This window comes from Enterococcus sp. C65, from assembly GCF_040887165.1.
Lineage (GTDB): Bacteria > Bacillota > Bacilli > Lactobacillales > Enterococcaceae > Enterococcus_B > Enterococcus_B hirae.
In genome coordinates, this window is the sequence record NZ_JBFOFG010000007.1 from 95,484 (window position 1) to 113,077 (window position 17,594).

General features: G+C 37.7%; 15 protein-coding genes. 2 read left to right on the plus strand and 13 right to left on the minus strand.

Translation table 11 applies throughout. From position 1 onward, the window contains the following. Positions 1–173: 173 nt before the first annotated feature. From AB3I12_RS09460 to AB3I12_RS09490, 7 genes are all read right to left on the minus strand, one after another. Entirely contained in the window at positions 174–1,487 is a 1,314-nt protein-coding gene (locus tag AB3I12_RS09460; protein WP_010737017.1) for an NCS2 family permease, read from the minus strand. Positions 1,488–1,716: 229 nt separating this feature from the next. Then, a complete protein-coding gene (locus tag AB3I12_RS09465) occupies positions 1,717–1,977 on the minus strand; it encodes a hypothetical protein (protein WP_010720977.1) in 261 nt (86 codons plus the stop codon). A gap of 102 nt (positions 1,978–2,079) precedes the next feature. Then, positions 2,080–2,436 (minus strand): VOC family protein, encoded by a 357-nt coding sequence (locus AB3I12_RS09470; protein ID WP_063627602.1) that lies wholly within the window; start codon positions 2,434–2,436, stop codon positions 2,080–2,082. 288 nt (positions 2,437–2,724) lie between these two features. Further along, complete coding sequence (locus tag AB3I12_RS09475) at positions 2,725–3,435, minus strand: B3/4 domain-containing protein (protein WP_010737015.1); 711 nt, start codon at positions 3,433–3,435, stop codon at positions 2,725–2,727. A 13-nt stretch (positions 3,436–3,448) separates the two neighbouring features. Beyond that, positions 3,449–3,973, minus strand: coding sequence for a GNAT family N-acetyltransferase (locus AB3I12_RS09480; protein ID WP_034700466.1), 525 nt, complete (start codon positions 3,971–3,973; stop codon positions 3,449–3,451). Positions 3,974–3,986: 13 nt separating this feature from the next. Further along, positions 3,987–4,439, minus strand: coding sequence for a MarR family winged helix-turn-helix transcriptional regulator (locus AB3I12_RS09485; RefSeq protein WP_010737013.1), 453 nt, complete (start codon positions 4,437–4,439; stop codon positions 3,987–3,989). A gap of 95 nt (positions 4,440–4,534) precedes the next feature. Further along, entirely contained in the window at positions 4,535–5,134 is a 600-nt protein-coding gene (locus AB3I12_RS09490) for an NUDIX hydrolase N-terminal domain-containing protein (RefSeq protein ID WP_010720982.1), read from the minus strand. Between the two features lie 255 nt (positions 5,135–5,389). On the opposite strand from AB3I12_RS09490, the gene AB3I12_RS09495 reads away from it, so the two are divergent. Beyond that, positions 5,390–6,844 (plus strand): helix-turn-helix domain-containing protein, encoded by a 1,455-nt coding sequence (locus AB3I12_RS09495; RefSeq protein WP_063627603.1) that lies wholly within the window; start codon positions 5,390–5,392, stop codon positions 6,842–6,844. 137 nt (positions 6,845–6,981) lie between these two features. On the opposite strand, the gene AB3I12_RS09500 is transcribed toward AB3I12_RS09495, so the two are convergent. From AB3I12_RS09500 to tdc, 4 genes are all read right to left on the minus strand, one after another. Further along, positions 6,982–9,525, minus strand: coding sequence for an HAD-IC family P-type ATPase (locus AB3I12_RS09500; RefSeq protein WP_063627604.1), 2,544 nt, complete (start codon positions 9,523–9,525; stop codon positions 6,982–6,984). A 109-nt stretch (positions 9,526–9,634) separates the two neighbouring features. Continuing rightward, positions 9,635–10,954: an amino acid permease gene (locus AB3I12_RS09505; RefSeq protein ID WP_063627605.1), complete on the minus strand. Its 1,320-nt coding sequence runs from the start codon at positions 10,952–10,954 to the stop codon at positions 9,635–9,637. Between the two features lie 16 nt (positions 10,955–10,970). Next, a complete protein-coding gene (locus AB3I12_RS09510) occupies positions 10,971–12,401 on the minus strand; it encodes an amino acid permease (protein ID WP_063627606.1) in 1,431 nt (476 codons plus the stop codon). A gap of 315 nt (positions 12,402–12,716) precedes the next feature. Then, a complete protein-coding gene (tdc, locus tag AB3I12_RS09515) occupies positions 12,717–14,549 on the minus strand; it encodes a tyrosine decarboxylase (protein WP_063627607.1) in 1,833 nt (610 codons plus the stop codon). Between the two features lie 495 nt (positions 14,550–15,044). Between tdc and AB3I12_RS09520 the strand changes: the two genes are divergently transcribed. Then, positions 15,045–16,475, plus strand: a complete 1,431-nt coding sequence (locus AB3I12_RS09520) for a helix-turn-helix domain-containing protein (RefSeq protein ID WP_063627608.1) — start codon at positions 15,045–15,047, stop codon at positions 16,473–16,475. 234 nt (positions 16,476–16,709) lie between these two features. Here the strand turns inward: AB3I12_RS09520 and AB3I12_RS09525 are convergent, their stop codons facing one another. Both AB3I12_RS09525 and AB3I12_RS09530 read right to left on the minus strand, forming a co-directional pair. Then, positions 16,710–17,069, minus strand: a complete 360-nt coding sequence (locus AB3I12_RS09525) for a DUF1622 domain-containing protein (protein WP_063627609.1) — start codon at positions 17,067–17,069, stop codon at positions 16,710–16,712. Continuing rightward, positions 17,059–17,430: a DUF1622 domain-containing protein gene (locus AB3I12_RS09530; RefSeq protein WP_010720990.1), complete on the minus strand. Its 372-nt coding sequence runs from the start codon at positions 17,428–17,430 to the stop codon at positions 17,059–17,061. The genes AB3I12_RS09525 and AB3I12_RS09530 overlap by 11 nt, the downstream gene beginning before the upstream one ends. Positions 17,431–17,594 lie beyond the last annotated feature (164 nt).

The window sequence follows — 17,594 nt, forward strand, 5'->3', positions numbered from 1 at the left end:
TTCACCACGCCTAAACCTTGATGCTATCGTCTTTTACTTTCAGTTGTTACCGATAACAATTTTTTCCAAAAAAGAACCCTGGCATTTGTTTTCTCGCTAACAATAGCGAGATCTCCATTTGCCAAGGTTTTTTTACTTGTCACACATCATAAAAATTAATCAACTAAATCAAGTTAACTAATGTTCAGTATCCACATGAAGCCAATAAAGACAAAGAATAACAGATACATAATCGGTGATACTTCTTTTCCGCGTTTTGCTGCGATCATAGTAATTGGATAGAAAATAAATCCTAATGCGATCCCATCAGAAATACTGTAAGTTAACGGCATGCCGATCAAGATCAAGAAAGCTGGAATGGCGATCTCTAACTTGCCCCATTCGATTTGACGCAACGATTGTGCCATCAATACACCGACAATGATCAGTGCTGGTGCTGTTACTTGTGAAGTCACTACTGATAGCAACGGTGAAAAGAATAAACCGAATAGGAATAAGATCCCGGTCGTTACTGCAGTGATCCCAGAACGACCACCAACAGCGATTCCGGCAGAAGATTCAACGAAAGCCCCAACTGGTGAAGTTCCTAATAAAGAACCTGCAAGCATAGCTGTTGAATCAGAAGCCAACGCTTTCCCAACACGAGGCATTTTGTTATCTTTCATAAAACCAGCTTGATTAGCTAAACCGACTAACGTGCCTGCTGTATCAAAGAATGTAACTAATAAAAAGGTTAATACGACTACCCACATTTGTAGTGAGTTGATGTCTCCGATATGTTTCAATGCAACTAAGAATGTTGGCTTTAAACTTGGTGCAGCCGAAACTAATTGAGAAGGCATAGGAATAAGTCCAGTCACTAATCCAAGAATCGTGCTAGCTACCATCCCGATAAAAATACCTCCTGGAACACGTCTTATCAATAAGATCGCTGTCACAACTAAGCCAAAAATCGTCAACCATGTTGAACCTACGCTTAGTGAACCTAACCCCACTAATGTAGATTCATTTGAAACGATGACTCCCCCTTCATTCAAGCCAAGGAAAGCAATAAATAAACCAATCCCACCTGAGATCGCATATTTCAAATCAGCTGGGATCGCATCAATGATCATTTCACGTAATTTGAAAATCGTGATCAAAATAAAAATCAAAGAAGCAACAAACACGCCTGCTAAAGCTGTTTCCCAAGGAATCCCCATTCCCAAACAAACGGAGTAAGCAAAAAAAGCATTAATCCCTAATGCTGGCGCAGTACCAATCGGGTAACGTGCTAAGACCCCCATTAAAATACAGCCGATCGCACTTGCTAATGCTGTAGCCGTAAACACCGCACCTTCGTCCATTCCTGATGCGCCTAAAACTGTTGGATTGACAAATAAGATATACGCCATTGAAATAAATGTTGTAAAGCCTGCAAGTATTTCTCTTCTGACGGTGGTACCTAATTTTTCAATCTCGAAGTAGGAAAGTAGTTTTTCCTTCATCTTTCATCCCCCTAAAACCGAACATTTATAAAAAAGTCCCTCAAAATTTTGAATTATTTAAAAACAACGTGTTTAATCATATACTAAATCAGAACATAAGTAAACAAAAAAGTCGGATTTTAAGCAAAATCCGAACTTTAAGTTTTTTTGATCGTTATGTACTGATTTAACAGTTTTTTTAATAGAAAAGGAGCATTTCAAACAAAATAGCGTACCAAATCGGTTTGCTTTAGCTATTTTTTAGCTGCTCTTTTCCGATGCGTTTTTGTTCTTCAGCAATGAATCCCTTGATGTCACTTTCTGCCGAAAAATATTTACTAATTTCACTAGAATGAGTCAACGAATTCAAGCCGCCATATCCTGTATCTACCATTTTCCCCCAACCTTTTGTTGGCTTTTTCCCTGTCTTCAAGTTTTTCATACGGATTTTTTCACTTTTTTCTTCTCGTCGTCTCTGTGAATATTCTTCCATTTTTGCGATTAGATTCATGACAGTCTCTCCTTTCCTTCAAAAATTTGTTATTCATTTATTTAAATTCCTTGTCCTGTGCATCTCCTTTTCAAACACCAGGACCTCTTCTGATTTCAAACATTACAACTTACCGATCACAAAGTAGTTTCCTTCTGGATCAGAAAAGTTGAACGTCTCTACGCCATTGTTCTCCATGATTTCACCAGCATTCTCTATTTTTTGATAGATCTCCTCAAATTGATCCGTAAAGAAAATGATCGAAGGAGTCGTATCTAACACTTCTGGCGAAAATCGTTGGACAAAAACTTTTGGAAAAATCCCTAATTCAAATTCTGGTGAAAGTTGCACGATCGTACTTTGAAATTCTTCTGGTAACTCAATCGTTTCACTAACTGTTGCGCCTAGAGTTTCGACAAAAAATTGACTAAGCACTTCAACATTTTCTGCATAAAGCATGACTCTGGTTTTACCGATCATCTCTGATCCTCCTTTGATGGTGTTGATCCTTTTCATTAAGTATATCATGAAAGCGGATAATCAAAGAATTCTCGGTTTAAGAATCGAAAAATCCGACAAGATTTGACAGACTGTGACGATTCTTTGTCAGTTTGTCTTGTTTTGATAAGATTTGATGGCACAACAATGAAACGAAACCATTCAAAACTACACTCGTTAGAGAAAACAAGATCACATAGAAAAATCCCTCGTTTTTCTATGTGATCTTATTGGTTGAGCTACTTTTTCTTCCTACGTTTCGCTCCTACTTCAAATGTTCATTTCTGGATGTTCCTTCGTTAGCGTAAATGTTTTCCCTTCTACGCCAAATGTTTGTTCCACGCGTTTTTTCAATTCTGTCATTGCTTTTGCGCCACGTGATGCTTGCTCTTTTGTGACTGATTCAATAACCAAAATGGCTTTAGTCGTGTCTTCCGTCAACATTGTCCGTTGCGCTTCTCGCCAGTTGAAACTGCGACAGATTGCTCCTTCGTTATCGTAATAAATGATTTCTTCTGGTAAAGCTGGTGCATCAGCTTCTGCTCCTAGAGGTAAGAAACTTTCACCACCATGAGCTTTTCCTAGATGAAGATCCCCTTTGATTTTTTCTTGATCTTCTCCTCCACATGGCACACCAAATGTTAGAGAAATACTGTTATAGATATCGACTAATGGGTTGATAGGGAAAAATTCACGTTCTTGGCTAGCTCTTTTTAATAACGCTTCAATCGATGAACGGGCTCCTTTTTTGGTTTTAAAACGTGAAAAAGCTTGACGCCATTGGGCAATGACTTCATTTTGACTGAATGTTTCTTCTGTCAAATATCCTCTTGCTTCTTTCGCTGCATCATTCAATAGTTGATGGAATTGTTCTTCTTTGGCTTTATCTACATGATTATCGATACCTTCGACTACCAAAACTTCAATTGTTGCTTCTGGAAAGACTTCCCAAAAATTTTGTTCCGCGATGATTTTTTCCATGTTTCTACTCCTTTTATTTCTGTAAATTTTTGACATATAGATAATCTGTCTGAGCATCATCTCCCATATAAAAAATATGTTGGCTATGATGTTGGAATCCATGTTTTTTATAAAAAGCTAAGGCAGGATAGTTATGTTCCCATACCCCTAACCAAATCGCCTCTTTTTGTTTTTCTTGCGCTTTTTGCACAGCAAATTCGATCAATCTAGATCCAATCCCTTTAGATTTAAATGGCGATCGGACATAAATACGTTCGATCTCTAAAAATCCTTCTCCCATTGCTTCTGTTTGTGCTTGCCCTATATTTAATTTTAGATAGCCAGCAATCCGGTCATCTAGTACTGCCCAATAAAATTCTGACTGTTCCTCTTGTAGTTCTCGCCTCAATTTATCGAGCGCATAAGCTTCATCCAAATAGGTCGTCATCAATTCTTCACTGTTGTGTTCACCAAAGGTAGCTTGATAGGTCTCGATACTAATTGCCTGTAATTTTTCTACTTCCGTTTCTTTGATCCCTACGATTTCGATTGTTTTCACCGCTCCAGTCCTTTCAATAAATTCTTTTGTTTCCTTTTTTTATATAATGCCAATCTTCACTCACATTTTTCCGAACTTTTTGCAAAAGTGTGTGTAATTGCAAAACTTCTTGCTGGGATAACCCTTTGACAGCTACTTGATTGGAATAATGATGCTCTCGAAGGATAAACGGATAGACTTTTTTTCCACGATCCGTTGGGTAAAGTTTTTTTATCTTTTTATTTTTTTTATCTGGCATGCTTTTTATCAGGTCTTTTGCTATCAATTTTTTCACCGCACGTGCCGTTGTTGTTCGGTCAACGTTGATCATCTCAGCTAACTTTTCTTGAATAATGCCAGGATGTTCACAGATTCGTACTAAATACAGATATTGTCCTCTTGTCAAATCAACTTCTTGAAACTCAATGTTACTAATCGAGTCCAAGGCACGGGCAATTGCTCCAATCTCTCGAATGATTTCGTCCATTTTAACCCTCCCTTACCTAGCTTTAGTATGATTTTACTCTTTTTTATTGCATTTGCAACAAAAAATCACTGAAAATAAAAAACTACCTTCCCTGATCAATCACAATAAGGCAAGGTAGCTTTTTCTAAAATCAATAGTTGCTCTTTGGTCGTACGTTTCAGCGAGAGTTTTGGTAAATCATTTAAGTGGAAGAATTTCATATTAGAAGTTTCATGGTTTGCCACAAACGTACCTGACAAGATAGCGCAAGAAAAAACAATTTTATAGTACTGAAAGGCTTGAGGGATGTCTGTGCGCAGATTCGTATCAAATATCGCTAATAATTGACCTACTTCTACCTCTAACCCAGTTTCTTCTTTGACTTCTTTACGTATATTTTCTTTAGGAGACAAACCAACTTCTGCAAATCCTCCTGGTAATGACCATTCTTGTGTTTTTGTATCTTCGATCAATAGAATCTTCTCGTCTTGTTTGATCCATGCACGTACGTCAACTTTTGGTGTTGGATATCCTTCATGAGCTTCTATTAGGCTTGTCCATTCTTCCTTTGTTTCCAATCCCACTTCACTCAGCAGCTTCAACGAGATTTCTTGCAGCTCTTCATATCGTTCTTTGTCAAATACGTCTTTCCCATAAAGCAATCCAGCTTGAGCAATCGCTAGTAAGCGGCGATAATCGTTTAGTCTAGTTTCCATTCTACTCACTCCTCTCACATGACTATCTTTTTACTTATTTTAGTATAAGTCAAATTTTTTAGCTAACTTCTACTTTAAATAAACGAAGGCTGATTGAAGTAAAAAATCCAAAAAACTCATCCTTTATTTGATATTGTGCCTTTTTTCATTATACTAATGGTAAGCGCTATCTAAAATAATCAGGTTTCATTATGAAGATACGGCGAAACGAGTGTCTTCCTCACTTGTCATACTTAACAAAGAAAGGTTGATCCGATGTATTCTTTAATGAAAAAAATCATTACTGAAAAAGATATCAAACGCCAAGTCTCTTTAGTGGAACTATTACTGAATCACTCGCAAATAACTGTGAACGAGTTAGCCGAAGCTGTTAATACCACAGAGCGTACGATTTTTTCTGATCTTCAAACAATCAAAACCCAATTACCTAAAGGCTGGCTAATCAATAGTGACCAATCAGGGATTCAACTAAAAAACGAACAGAATCTCCTGACAAATGAACTGTGGGAAATTTTTCTGACACAGTCAATCAGTGTCCAATTATTGAAAGAATTATTAACGATTAAAGAAGTCGCTACCCCCACCTTTTTAGCACGTAACGGCTTGTCTTATGAAACATTGAATCGTCATGTCAAAAAATTGAATCAACAATTAGTCGTCTACGAATTACAGATTGAACAAAACCGCCACCGTTTGTCGTTTTCAGGTGAAGAAGAAACCATTCGGCTATTTTACCATCGGTTACTTATGCCGTTTACCCATAACAACTATTTCTTCGAGGATTACTCGATCCATGAATCTCACTACTTCCGATTTCTCAAACGTTTACGACAAGCTGAGTTAGCTGTTGACACCGAAGAGGTATTCGGGATTTGTTGGTTTTTTATCAACACGATTCGGATCAAAGCTGGTTGTCGAATCCCGACTTCATTGTTTTCTACCCAGGATCAATTATTTTTACTCTATGCTCCTGAATTAGAAAAACTGTACCGAACTGAAGGGGTCTATCTTAAAGATAAAGAAGCAGCGTTTGCTTTTTCCTGTTTTCTTGACAGCTGGAACTATAACAACTCTTACCCGCCTATGATCTTGGATATTTTACACCGTCACCCTGCAGAAACAAACATTCGTGAATTTGTAAATCGTCTATCAGAAAGCTTAGCTATCAAAGAGTTAGAACAAACAAACTTACCAGAAAATTTGATTTTACTACTCCTGAAATACTATGAATCACCGTTATTGATCGAACAAACAACCAAGCAATATCACTATTATTTAAAAGAATATGAACAAGAATACCCAGAGTTATATCCTTATAAATTCGCTTTGTTGCAACAAGTCAAAGAATCAACGAGCATGGTCAAAAAGGTCACCAATGAGACTTATTTCTTTTATTTACTTTCTTTATTGATCCAACAGACACTTTTAGCCGTGCAGCCGTATCAAGCAACGATTTATTTTATTTTTCAAGGGGAACCTTCATGGAAAGCTTTTTTGCAACAAGAATTAAATGCTTATTTAGGAAAACGAGTGATCTTGGAGCCAATTGAATTGAGTCAATTGTCAGATATCACTATCAAGAAAAATGATTTATTAGTTTCAAATATTCCGATCGATACGCCGCCAATGCCTGTCATTTATCTTTCAACGATCCCGACAAAAAATGAATTGGATCGTTTAAGTGACTTATCGTTGCGATCGTATTTGTAACTCACACTTAGTTTTTTTATGCTCTGTTTTAACATCGATCAATGATCAAGTAACTAACAAAAGCTTATAAATGTCTATTTGGTAATGGCCAAAGAGTACGTTTATAAGCTTTTATTTCCTGTTTGTGGTGGTACTTTTTACGTGGGTAACTCAGCATTTCGTTTTTTGGCGATCATCTTACTGATCCGCTTTTCGATCTCAACGATTACAAAAAGTAATAGAATATTTAGTAAGATCGGTAGTTGCTCTGTCAGGGAAAGACTTGTTGTCCCAATTAGCTGTTGTGCGATCGGTAAGTAAATCACTCCTGCTTGCAAGAGGACCAACATCCCGAGTGACAAGAACAACGCTTTGTTTTCAAATAAACTTCGATTCAATGAAGGATCAAGTAACTCGCGGCAATTGATCATATACACAGCTTGAGCAGCTACGATATTTTGTAAGAGCATGGTTTGTTGGAGCGCTTGTCCTTCAAAGCTCATTGCTAGTAAATAAGCAGGAATCATGATCAGCAATGACACATAAAAGATTCGAAACACACTGTAGCGGGTGAGAATCCCTTGCTTTGGATCTCTCGGTGAGCGACTCATCGTGTCCTTACCAGCTTTTTCAAATCCTAAAGCATAGGATAACGTGATCGTAGTAACCATGTTCACCCATAAAATTTGGACAGGTGTCAGTGGTAACGGCTGGTTAACGAGTAGTGCCCAAATAATGACCAGTCCTTGGGCTAAAGCTGTTGGTAAGAAAAAATTGATTGTTTTTTGAAGATTGTCGAGAATCCTCCGCCCTTCTTTGACCGCTTTAGCGATCGTATGGAAATTATCATCACCCAGTACCATGTCCGCTGCCTGCTTGCTCACTTCACTCCCTTTGATTCCCATAGCGATTCCTACATCAGCACGCTTCAAAGCTGGCGCATCATTCACACCGTCACCCGTCATCCCAACGATTTCTTCATTTTTTTGAAGAGCATCCACGATCCGTAACTTGTGTTCCGGTGTCGTTCGGGCAAATACATCTACTGATTTCACTTGTTTCGCTAGTTCTTCATCGGATAAACGATCAATGTCAATTCCTTCTAACACGTTTTTTGTGTGTTTGAGACCGATTTGTTCAGCAATTGCCTGCGCAGTGTCTTTATGGTCTCCTGTGATCATTTTCACCGAGATCCCTGCATTTTGACATTCTTTGACTGCTCGGATCGCACTCTCTTTTGGTGGATCGATAATTCCTGCAATCCCTACAAAGGTCAGTTCATTCAATTGATCATGTCCTAATTCTTGATCAGGAGCAAGTGTCTTATAAGCAAAGCCTAAGACTCGTTGTCCTTTTTGGGCGAGTTTCATCGCTTCCTCTTGCCATTTTCCGACTTGTTTCGGTGTCAAGTTCGCTTTTGCTAGTAATACTTCTGGTGCCCCTTTGACATAAACAATCGCATGTTCCTGTTTGTCATGCATTGTTGCCATGTATTTATAGCTTGAACTAAATGGGATTTTTCCTTTGACTGGCTCCAAAGGTAGTGATGCTTTTGCCGTGTAACGTAGTAAAGCAAGTTCGGTCGGGTTTCCTGTTAATTCGGCCACGTTTTGATTTGCTTTGGTTTGGATCTCTTGGCAGTTTTTCATGATTGCCAACATGGTTTCTTCTTGATCCGTCACTGTTTCGACAACACTCATTTCGTTTTTTGTCAGGGTTCCTGTTTTATCCGAACAAATCACGGTCATAGAGCCAAGAGTTTCCACAGAAGGCAAACCTTTAATAATCGCTTGCTCTTTAGCCATTTCGTTCACACCTAAAGAAAGGATCATCGTGAGTACTGCTGGTAAACCTTCCGGGATCATCGAAACGATCAAAGCAATAATCGTTGAAAATAAGAAGTTCATTTCCAAGCCATATCTAAATGTCGTGAAAAAGAGTAAGAACAAGCTAAGGAAAAGAATCCCACGAAAGATCTGCTTGTTTAGTTGGTTGATTTTTTTAACGAGTGGTGTAGTTTGTTGTTGGACTGATTGTAGTGCCTGATTGATTTTCCCGATTTCAGTGGTATCTCCCGTTTCGATGACCACACCAATCGCAGTCCCTGTTTGAACTAAGGTACCAGAAAATGCCAGATTCTTCTGATCTCCGGTTGAGACGGTTGTCGTCAATCGTTTGCTAGTCTTTTCAACTGCTTCCGACTCCCCCGTCAATGCGGCTTCTTCTACCATGAAGTCATGGACCTCAATCAAGCGAACGTCTGCAGGTACAACATCGCCTGCTTTCAACGCTAACAAATCACCTGGCACTAATTCTTTAGCTGGAACCAATTCTTTGATCCCTTCTGTGAAAATCACCGCGTTCTGTCCTAAAAGTTTTTCTAAGCCGTTTAACGCTTCCTCAGCCTTTCGCTCTTGCCAATAACCAACAAAACTATTGACGAGAACGACTGCCAGAATAATACTGCCTTCAATCACTTCTCCTGTAAAAAATTTTAACAAAGAAGCAACCAATAAGATAATCATCAATAATTCTGTCAAATGCTTCAAAAACTTTCGTAATGGACTAACTTTCTTTTTTACTTCTATATGATTATAGCCGTTTTCTTTTAAACGACTGATACGCTCATCTTGGTTTAGCCCATCTGGAGTCGTTTTGAGTGTCTTCATCACTTCTTGGGCTGTTTCTTTATACCAGACCATCGCAATCCCTCCTCTTTCGGTTGTGATACTTTTATTATAGGTAGGAGAGACTTGATTTAACGTCAATTATTTCAGAGGGCCCTGAAAAAAATAGGGGAAAAATATCGAATCATTTTGGAGAGGTCTGACGAATCCGTTGATAGATCAAGTTCAAGGCACCAAACCAAACAACGGAAACTACGGGAATCACACGAGTAGTTGGTTCAAAAAACAAACTGATTCCTACCAAACCAAAAAAACATAGAATGAGTCGATCTTTCCATTTTTTCAACTGACTTTTCGTTAATTTTAGATGGGCAAATAAAATAGCTGACCAGACAAATAAGAACGAAATCGTGGTCATGCCTGCAAGTAATTGAAATAAAATCCGACTATCTGATACAAAAAAATGTAAACAAAGACCTAATAAAAACATGCCTCCAGTAAATAAGATACCGTGCAAGGGCACACCCCGAGAAGATAATGTTAGAAACCATTTTGAAAGATTTTTTTCTTTTGCCGTATTATATAAGATACGACTCGTACTATAAATGGCACTATTCGTGGAAGAAAGTGAAGCAACCAAGATGATCAAGTTGATGACTCCTGCCCCTTTGCTACAATGAATGAACTGTAACATCGTGACCAACGGACTTTCTTTTAAATCTAAAGATTGCCAAGGAACGACTAACAAAACCGCCACGATCGTTCCAATATAGAAAAAGAGGATACGTGCGGGTAAGCATTGGATCGCTTTTTTAAGGTTTTTCTGTGGATCTGCTGTTTCGCCCACCGTTAAACCGATCATTTCAACTCCGGCAAAACTAAATAAAACCATTGGAAAAGCAGCAACTAAGCCGGTTAGTCCAAATGGAAAAATGGTTTGGAGCTGATCAAAATTTTCTCTAACACCAATTCTTGGTGACTTGAAGTACAAAAAGCAAACGCCAATCCCTAAAAGAATAAATAATAAAATCCCAAAAATCTTGATAGTTGAAAACAAGGATTCCAACTCACCAAACCAACGAACCGCAACTACGTTAATGATCACTAAGGCAATAAGTGCGAAGATCCCACTGATTAAGGGAGAGAGTGCTGGTAACCAAAAGCGGATATATAAACCAATCGCTGTCAATTCGGTCAATCCAGCACCCATCCAACATAACCAATACGTCCAGTTGACTAAAAATGCCCATCGTTCGCCTAAATAGTATTGGATAAAATCGCCGATCGATTGAAACTCATTATTGGATAAAAAGAGCTCACCCATCGCATACATCAACCCATAAATAGCGAGACCACAAACAAAATAAGTAAGCAAGACAGCAGGTCCCGCCAACTTGATTGCTTTGGCAGAACCTAAGAATAGTCCAGTCCCGATCGCACCTCCTAGCGCAATCATCTGGATATTCCGGTTCGTCAAAGTTTTCTTCATTGTGGTTCTTTCCATCTTACTCACCTTTTCTTTATTCTTGATTCAATTTTTGTTGGACTTCTTGTTCCCATGATGGTTTTCTGATTTTATCAATACATAATGGGGCAATAAATAAGATCAAACTAATCAACGTTACTGCGATAAAGTTGATCAACGTTCCAGCTTGCATCGTCAAGCCTACCGAACAGCCAATTGCTGCAAAAAGAACAAGTACAACGATCCATGCACCTAAATCACCCTTGCCACCTTTTTTACCGATTCTAAATGGTCGGGCAAGTTCAGGTTTGGCTTTTCTTAATTTCAAAATAGCAATTCCCATAATGACATATACAATACAATAAATCACTGTCGTGGAGTTCACTAACATCAGAAATGCCTGATTGACACCTGGTATCAACAAATAAAACAAAGCAAAGATCGAAATAATCGTTGATTGTGTTAAGATCACTGATTTTGACACATCAAATTGGTTCGTTTTCCAAAAATTGAATTTTGGTGGATATGCTCCTTTTCTCGCACTTGCAGTGACTGTTTTGGCTGGTCCTGAAGCCCATGCAGATAATTGGACAGCTACACCTACAAAGACTAATAAACTGAAAATATTAACGATGATATGTGGTAATCCTAGAATCTGACAATAGATTGAAATGGATTGCGCAATATTATTCAACTCCATTTGGCCTTTAGGTACCACATTTGCTACGACTAACGCATTCAACGTATTCACAAAGAAGAGAAAAATCAATGCAGCAAAGATCCCTTTAGTATAAGTTTTTACAGGATTTTTCAAACGGGTGATGTAGACAGATGACATCTCGATCCCCGTAAAGATAAACATGATTGGTGCAAAGTAAACGAATGATTTCGCTGTTTCGGCATCAGGGATCAATTTAGCCCAAGAAAAATGACCTAATGTTGCATGTGGTTGGATACCGACTTTGATCCATGAAAAAATACCTAAAAGAAGCATAATTGCTAATGGAATATATAGACCTAACCAAACACCGATCTTCCCACCAATTTTAGCCATATCAAATTTCAAATTTAATAATGTAATGATCCAATACACGACTAGAATAACGATCAAAGTAAATTTACTGTTCAACCCTAAAGGAACGTTATCAATCATATTACCCAATAAAGGTGCTAGCGCTGAAGCGACCATCACCATCCCTGGAAACATTTGGACCCATAAAAGCCATGAGACAACAAAGCCCCATTTTCGTCCTAAAGAATTTGAGACCCAGAGTTCTGGTCCACCTTTTTGGGGAAACATCCCAGCAAATTCACCTGAGATCAACGAAATAGGAAAAGCATAAAATAATACCGCTACAAGCATATAGAAAAGCATCGTCCAACCCGTGGCTGCAACATCAGGAATGTTCCGAACACTAGCAACTAAGGCACAAGTCATACCGATGAATGTCAGTGTAGTGATTTGTGAAGTTTTCGAATCTGTCATTGTTATTTTCCTTCTTTCCATCAACACAGAATAAACTATCTAATTTGAACGTTACAGGGGGGAAAAGCTAGGAACGAAAAAAATTAATGGCAGTATTTCATTTTGAAAAAGAACTGCTTGCGTTTATCCGATTACTCACTAGTCTTCAACTATCTGAGTTTGACATAATCTTGATATCTTGAATCGGAAAAGCGTTTGAACATCCACTCTTTCTACTCTGAATACAACAATTCAACGTACATCATCTATCTTCTTTGATCATAGCTTCCTGTAACACCGTTCTTCACTAGACAGTTTATCGGTTAATTTTTATTGTTATATGATTTCATTGAGTGTCTTTTCCATGGCTTTGGTAATGCCTTGCGTATAGAACTCGAAAATCTTGTCATCATTAAGATATGGTGTCATAATTGCCGCTCTTAGCAATGTCACTTTTTGTTCTTTTTGCCATTCTTCTTTCGAAAGACCTATCCGTTCAATGAAAGGAAGTGGGGAATCTCCATATTCTTCTTTCATAAAGGTCGTATGTGAAGTAATGAAATGTTCACTATAAACATCCCCTTCCATATAAGAAGAACGATTGAACATTTTTTCATTCAATTCATTGATCGTTTTTAAATCCGTGCATCCTTTGACTTTAAATACCCAATTGACCATATTAAAATCTGGATGATTCAAAGGATAAACTTCAATCGTTTTCCCTTTGATGGTAAAGCTCAATTGTTCTAAAAATGCTCGGAAACGTTGAGCTGCTTCAATCGAGGCACCAATCAATTGACCATAACCAGTAATGTTCAATGGCAATACACGATGAGCAGTCCAAACAGCAGCAGCCGTTGCCCCGGCTTTTGATCCTTCTAAAATATAGGCGCCTAACATGTCCGGTGCTTTTACTGATTTTTCAAAAACATAAGGAGCAAAATAGGAAATAATGTTACGCATTTCTTTGTGTTTGATTACGATACCTCCAGCAGCATAAGGAACATAGCCCATTTTATGCGGATCGATCGTGACCGAATCTGCCTCAGAGATTGCTTTGAACCCATCGTAAACACTTTGATCAATGGAAACATCATAATTAAATACATGATGTTCTTCAAAAAAGTCTGGCAGAGATTCATAAGGTACAAACTCGCCTGCTTCATTTAAGAACAATGCACGTGCATATCCGCCATAAGCTGCGTCAACGTGAAGATAGAAATAAATTCCTTCTTTGTATAATTTTTCTCGCAATTCGACGATTTTATCTACACTATCCACTTGGCCTTCTTCCGTAGTCCCAACGACCGCTACCACACCTAGGACTGGAATCTTTTGTGCGGCTAATTCACGGATCGTTTTTTCTAAAATAGCAACATCCATACGATAATCTTCTTGAACTGGGATAGCGATCATTTGATCTAACCCAATCCCGCAAATGTCTAAAGCTTTCATCCATGAATAATGCTTCGTTTGTGGCACTAACCATTTACCAAGTTCTTGGAGGTGTTTCCCACTACGAGATGAAGCTGCTTTGACAGCATCTAATTCTTCATCACTGAAGGTTCCAACCATTTCTAAGATTTCTTCGACAGAAAGATTCAATAGTTCCCAATCTGTTTTATCTTTGACTTTTTCAGGATAAACTTCCTTCACTGCAAGGGGAATAGATTTGATACAACGTGCATACCAAAGACCTTCAAGGTTTGCGATCGAGCCATCTGCTGTAATATGGCCCCAGCCACCGGTCATATTGAATAAATCAGCAAAATCTTGCCCTACTTCTGCCTCCATTTGTGAAGTTGCCATAGAAGATTCCAATGCCACATTATTCGGATTCCAAAGCATAGCAAAGTTATAAGCAAGCAAGGCAGGCATCAATGTCTCAGCGTTCATTTGCCCCCAATAACGCCCAGCAGAATGCCAAGGGATTGATCCTGCACGCATCCGTTGACTGACTTCATCCAAGACTTCCACCATATGCTCACGAGTGGCGATATATCGAGGTGCTTGTTTGTCGGCTTCACTAATGGCTGCAACGTCACCAGGAAGATAATTCTCTCTCCAGCCTAAATGTTCATCGACCATCTTGTTCAATTGCATTTTGTAAAATGCGCCATTTTCTGATTTGTCGCCAATAAAGACGGCTTTGATATCCATATCTTTCATGTCTATTACCTCCATATTGTTCTCGTTGGCCAACGATTTTGTAACTGCAGATGAAACCATCCATCTGTATCACACTACTGACTATAGAACAAAAAATGAGATAATTTTTTTTATAACATTGTAAAATAACCCCTTTTTTTAGAAAAAAATAAAGAAAGTCTGATTTTTCAGAATTTTCTACTCATAATAACGAATATTTTATAAAAACGTGAGATAAAAAACTGTCGTTTCTTAAGTGTGTTTAAAAATAAATACGTATATTAAAAAAATAATTATTTTATTTATCCGTTTACTCATCCATTTTTTACTTTTATTGTATTTTTTTCACAAGAATCTTTTCTCTTTATATTTTTATAAAACATCGTTTTATAACAAAAAAGCTTGTCAACACAAGCTTTTTCATTCATATGAAAAAAAATAAAGGTGTTTTAAACTTTAAATCATGGCATAATGAATGGTACATTGTTCAACCATCTACAAAGCGGAGGAGTTTTAATGTTTGAAGACTATTTGGAAAAAAATATTTTACGCCAGTTATTTCTTTGCGGTCAATTCTATCACAAAAAAGAAATCGATTTAGACGAACTATCCCATTTATTACAAGTCTGCAAAACAACGTTACTCAATGACATCAAAGCGATTCGAACTGAACTCAAGGATGAGATCATCTATAGCCAACGAGAAAAAGATACTTGTTCCTTGTATTTTGATCCTACGATCCCTCGTTTTCGCCTGATACAAAAATTAGCACGCCCTTCTTTATTTCTTAAAACTTGTCAGTTATATCTTGAAAATGAACCTGATTATCTCCAACTGACTGAAATCGAGTATATTTCTGTTAGCAAAGCGTATTCATTAAAAAAACAAGTACTTGCTTATTTTGAAGATTGTGACATTCAAATCCAACACCACTCTCCACGATTTAGGGAGATCGAACGTCGTTTATTATTATTGAATGTGACTTATCGAACGGGCACCTTGAAGATCCCAACACTTCCAGCAGACTACTTCCTGGCAATAGATGAATTTATCGAATCGGTAACCTTTAATAGTAGGCGTATCTACGATAAAGACAATCGTGAGATCTTACGTATTGGATTGTTGATCAGCTATTTGTCTCAAAAAAAGCATCCCTTATCGATTGAACAAGATTTTATAGCCGAACTTCAAAAACGCCCCATTTATCAATATGTGATGGATGCATGGCATACAACTAAACTAAAACATTATTATCAAGAAAATGAAGTATACTTTGCTTTGATCTTATTTAATCTCAGTGATTATGGCTTCAATTCTTACCAAGCAATCGAAGAAGACTTCTGTCACCTCCATCAAGTTTTCATTGAAGATAGCCAATCAATCAAGCAACTGATTACCCAGTTTGAAAGCTATTTCAATCGAAAATTCATCGGTAACCGAGCATTCGAACGCGCTTTAATTCGTTTGATGCGCACCGCATGGGATAATTATCAACTCTTTGTACCTGAAAAATTTTATCTTTTGTCCCCAGAACAGCAATCCTTATTAGCCGAAATACAGCCTTTATTCAACCAATGGTTAGCCCAATTACCTTATAGACTACGACTTAAAATCAATTGTTTGGACGCTTTCGTTATTGAATTAAGTGGCATTTTACGCATTAATAAAACAAAACTCCACGTCCGTATCGTTACCAACTCAGACGTAAAATATCTGATTTACCGAGAAGCCTTAGAGTCCGTCACTACTTTCGATATGGAAGTCGATCCCGTTGTTTATCAGCACTTAGACGAAGCGATAAAAAGTGCTGCACAACAAGAAAACACTCGGATTTTATGTGAAAAAACTCTATATACACCAGAAGCAGAACAGTTTCCGACAATTGTTCCCGTTTCAGTAGACACAATTGAAAAATCGATTGTCTGGGCAGTTCAAGCAGTTCGATAAGCCGTGCTGGAAAAAAACGGCATATGCTTCGCTGAAAGCCAGCTTCCAGTGAAGAAACCAAGTTGTTAGCACAACTGTTTAATAACGTTCGTTCTATAAACTGGCCGATGTTAGGCAATTAAAAAGCAAAACAAAAAATCTCAAAACATGGAAAGTCGTTTTGAGATTTTTTCTATATTGCAAATGTTTCTAAGTTGGCGCACCATAATAAACTAATTGAGTGATACTTATAACTTATTGTCGTGCATCCGAGCCGATTTCTTTATTTAAAAAGAACGAAATGATCGTTCGGATCACAACCAAAGCAGCTAACTGGAAGACATCTTCCAAGGTTGGTTTGATAATGGACTCAATGATACCAGCTGAGATCAGGACTTCTAAACTTAACAAGATATAGCCACCTAACATTTTTTTGATTGCATTGTTTTGGTTAATCCGCTCTGCTTTGATTCTTCGTTCCGTAAAAGAAAAGTAGAGAAAATCTTTGATAGCTAACCAAGCACCCCAGAGAATGATTAAAATAGCAAAAACGTCTAATACGATGACTAATTGTTCCAAATAAGGGGCAAGTTTCTCGATCAAATTAATTTCCATTATGTGTTCCTACCTTTACTTGCTTTTTATCTTGTGTTTCTAAATTCAAGAAATAGGAAATAATCGTTCGAATAATGATGATCACTGCTAATTTTAAAATATCTGTCCAAGTTGGTTTGATAACTGATTCAATGATATCTGCTACCACTAGCACCTCTAGACTCAGCAAAATATAACTAGCCAATAATTTGCGTACTTCCGCATTTCGGAAATTACGCTGTTCGTAGTCTTTTTTCAGTGGGTGCCAGTCAAAAAGATTTTTTAAGACTAAAAAAATCCCTACTAGCAAAATAATGATTGAAGCAATATTTAAAATTGCGATCAACCAGTCCAAATAAGTTATCAAATTTGTATCAAACATCTCACTGTCCCCTCTCACATTCATTTTAGTTCACGAACAAATGCCTACTGTTTGATGATAGAGAAAAAGCACGAAATTAGCAACTCATCTTTTCTTTGAGATAATGAATTCGTTTCAATGTTGATAAGACTGAACAATTGTGTCCTGTTCCGTAAACATACCCA

Bases quoted from the DNA above. Each gene is read 5' to 3' on its own strand.
- AB3I12_RS09460 (WP_010737017.1), bottom strand. From the start codon at position 1,487: ATGAAGGAAAAACTACTTTCCTACTTCGAGATTGAAAAATTAGGTACC.
- AB3I12_RS09465 (WP_010720977.1), bottom strand. From the start codon at position 1,977: ATGAATCTAATCGCAAAAATGGAAGAATATTCACAGAGACGACGAGAA.
- AB3I12_RS09470 (WP_063627602.1), bottom strand. From the start codon at position 2,436: ATGATCGGTAAAACCAGAGTCATGCTTTATGCAGAAAATGTTGAAGTG.
- AB3I12_RS09475 (WP_010737015.1), bottom strand. From the start codon at position 3,435: ATGGAAAAAATCATCGCGGAACAAAATTTTTGGGAAGTCTTTCCAGAA.
- AB3I12_RS09485 (WP_010737013.1), bottom strand. From the start codon at position 4,439: ATGGACGAAATCATTCGAGAGATTGGAGCAATTGCCCGTGCCTTGGAC.
- AB3I12_RS09490 (WP_010720982.1), bottom strand. From the start codon at position 5,134: ATGGAAACTAGACTAAACGATTATCGCCGCTTACTAGCGATTGCTCAA.
- AB3I12_RS09495 (WP_063627603.1), top strand. From the start codon at position 5,390: ATGTATTCTTTAATGAAAAAAATCATTACTGAAAAAGATATCAAACGC.
- AB3I12_RS09500 (WP_063627604.1), bottom strand. From the start codon at position 9,525: ATGGTCTGGTATAAAGAAACAGCCCAAGAAGTGATGAAGACACTCAAA.
- AB3I12_RS09505 (WP_063627605.1), bottom strand. From the start codon at position 10,954: ATGGAAAGAACCACAATGAAGAAAACTTTGACGAACCGGAATATCCAG.
- AB3I12_RS09510 (WP_063627606.1), bottom strand. From the start codon at position 12,401: ATGACAGATTCGAAAACTTCACAAATCACTACACTGACATTCATCGGT.
- tdc (WP_063627607.1), bottom strand. From the start codon at position 14,549: ATGAAAGATATGGATATCAAAGCCGTCTTTATTGGCGACAAATCAGAA.
- AB3I12_RS09520 (WP_063627608.1), top strand. From the start codon at position 15,045: ATGTTTGAAGACTATTTGGAAAAAAATATTTTACGCCAGTTATTTCTT.
- AB3I12_RS09525 (WP_063627609.1), bottom strand. From the start codon at position 17,069: ATGGAAATTAATTTGATCGAGAAACTTGCCCCTTATTTGGAACAATTA.
- AB3I12_RS09530 (WP_010720990.1), bottom strand. From the start codon at position 17,430: ATGTTTGATACAAATTTGATAACTTATTTGGACTGGTTGATCGCAATT.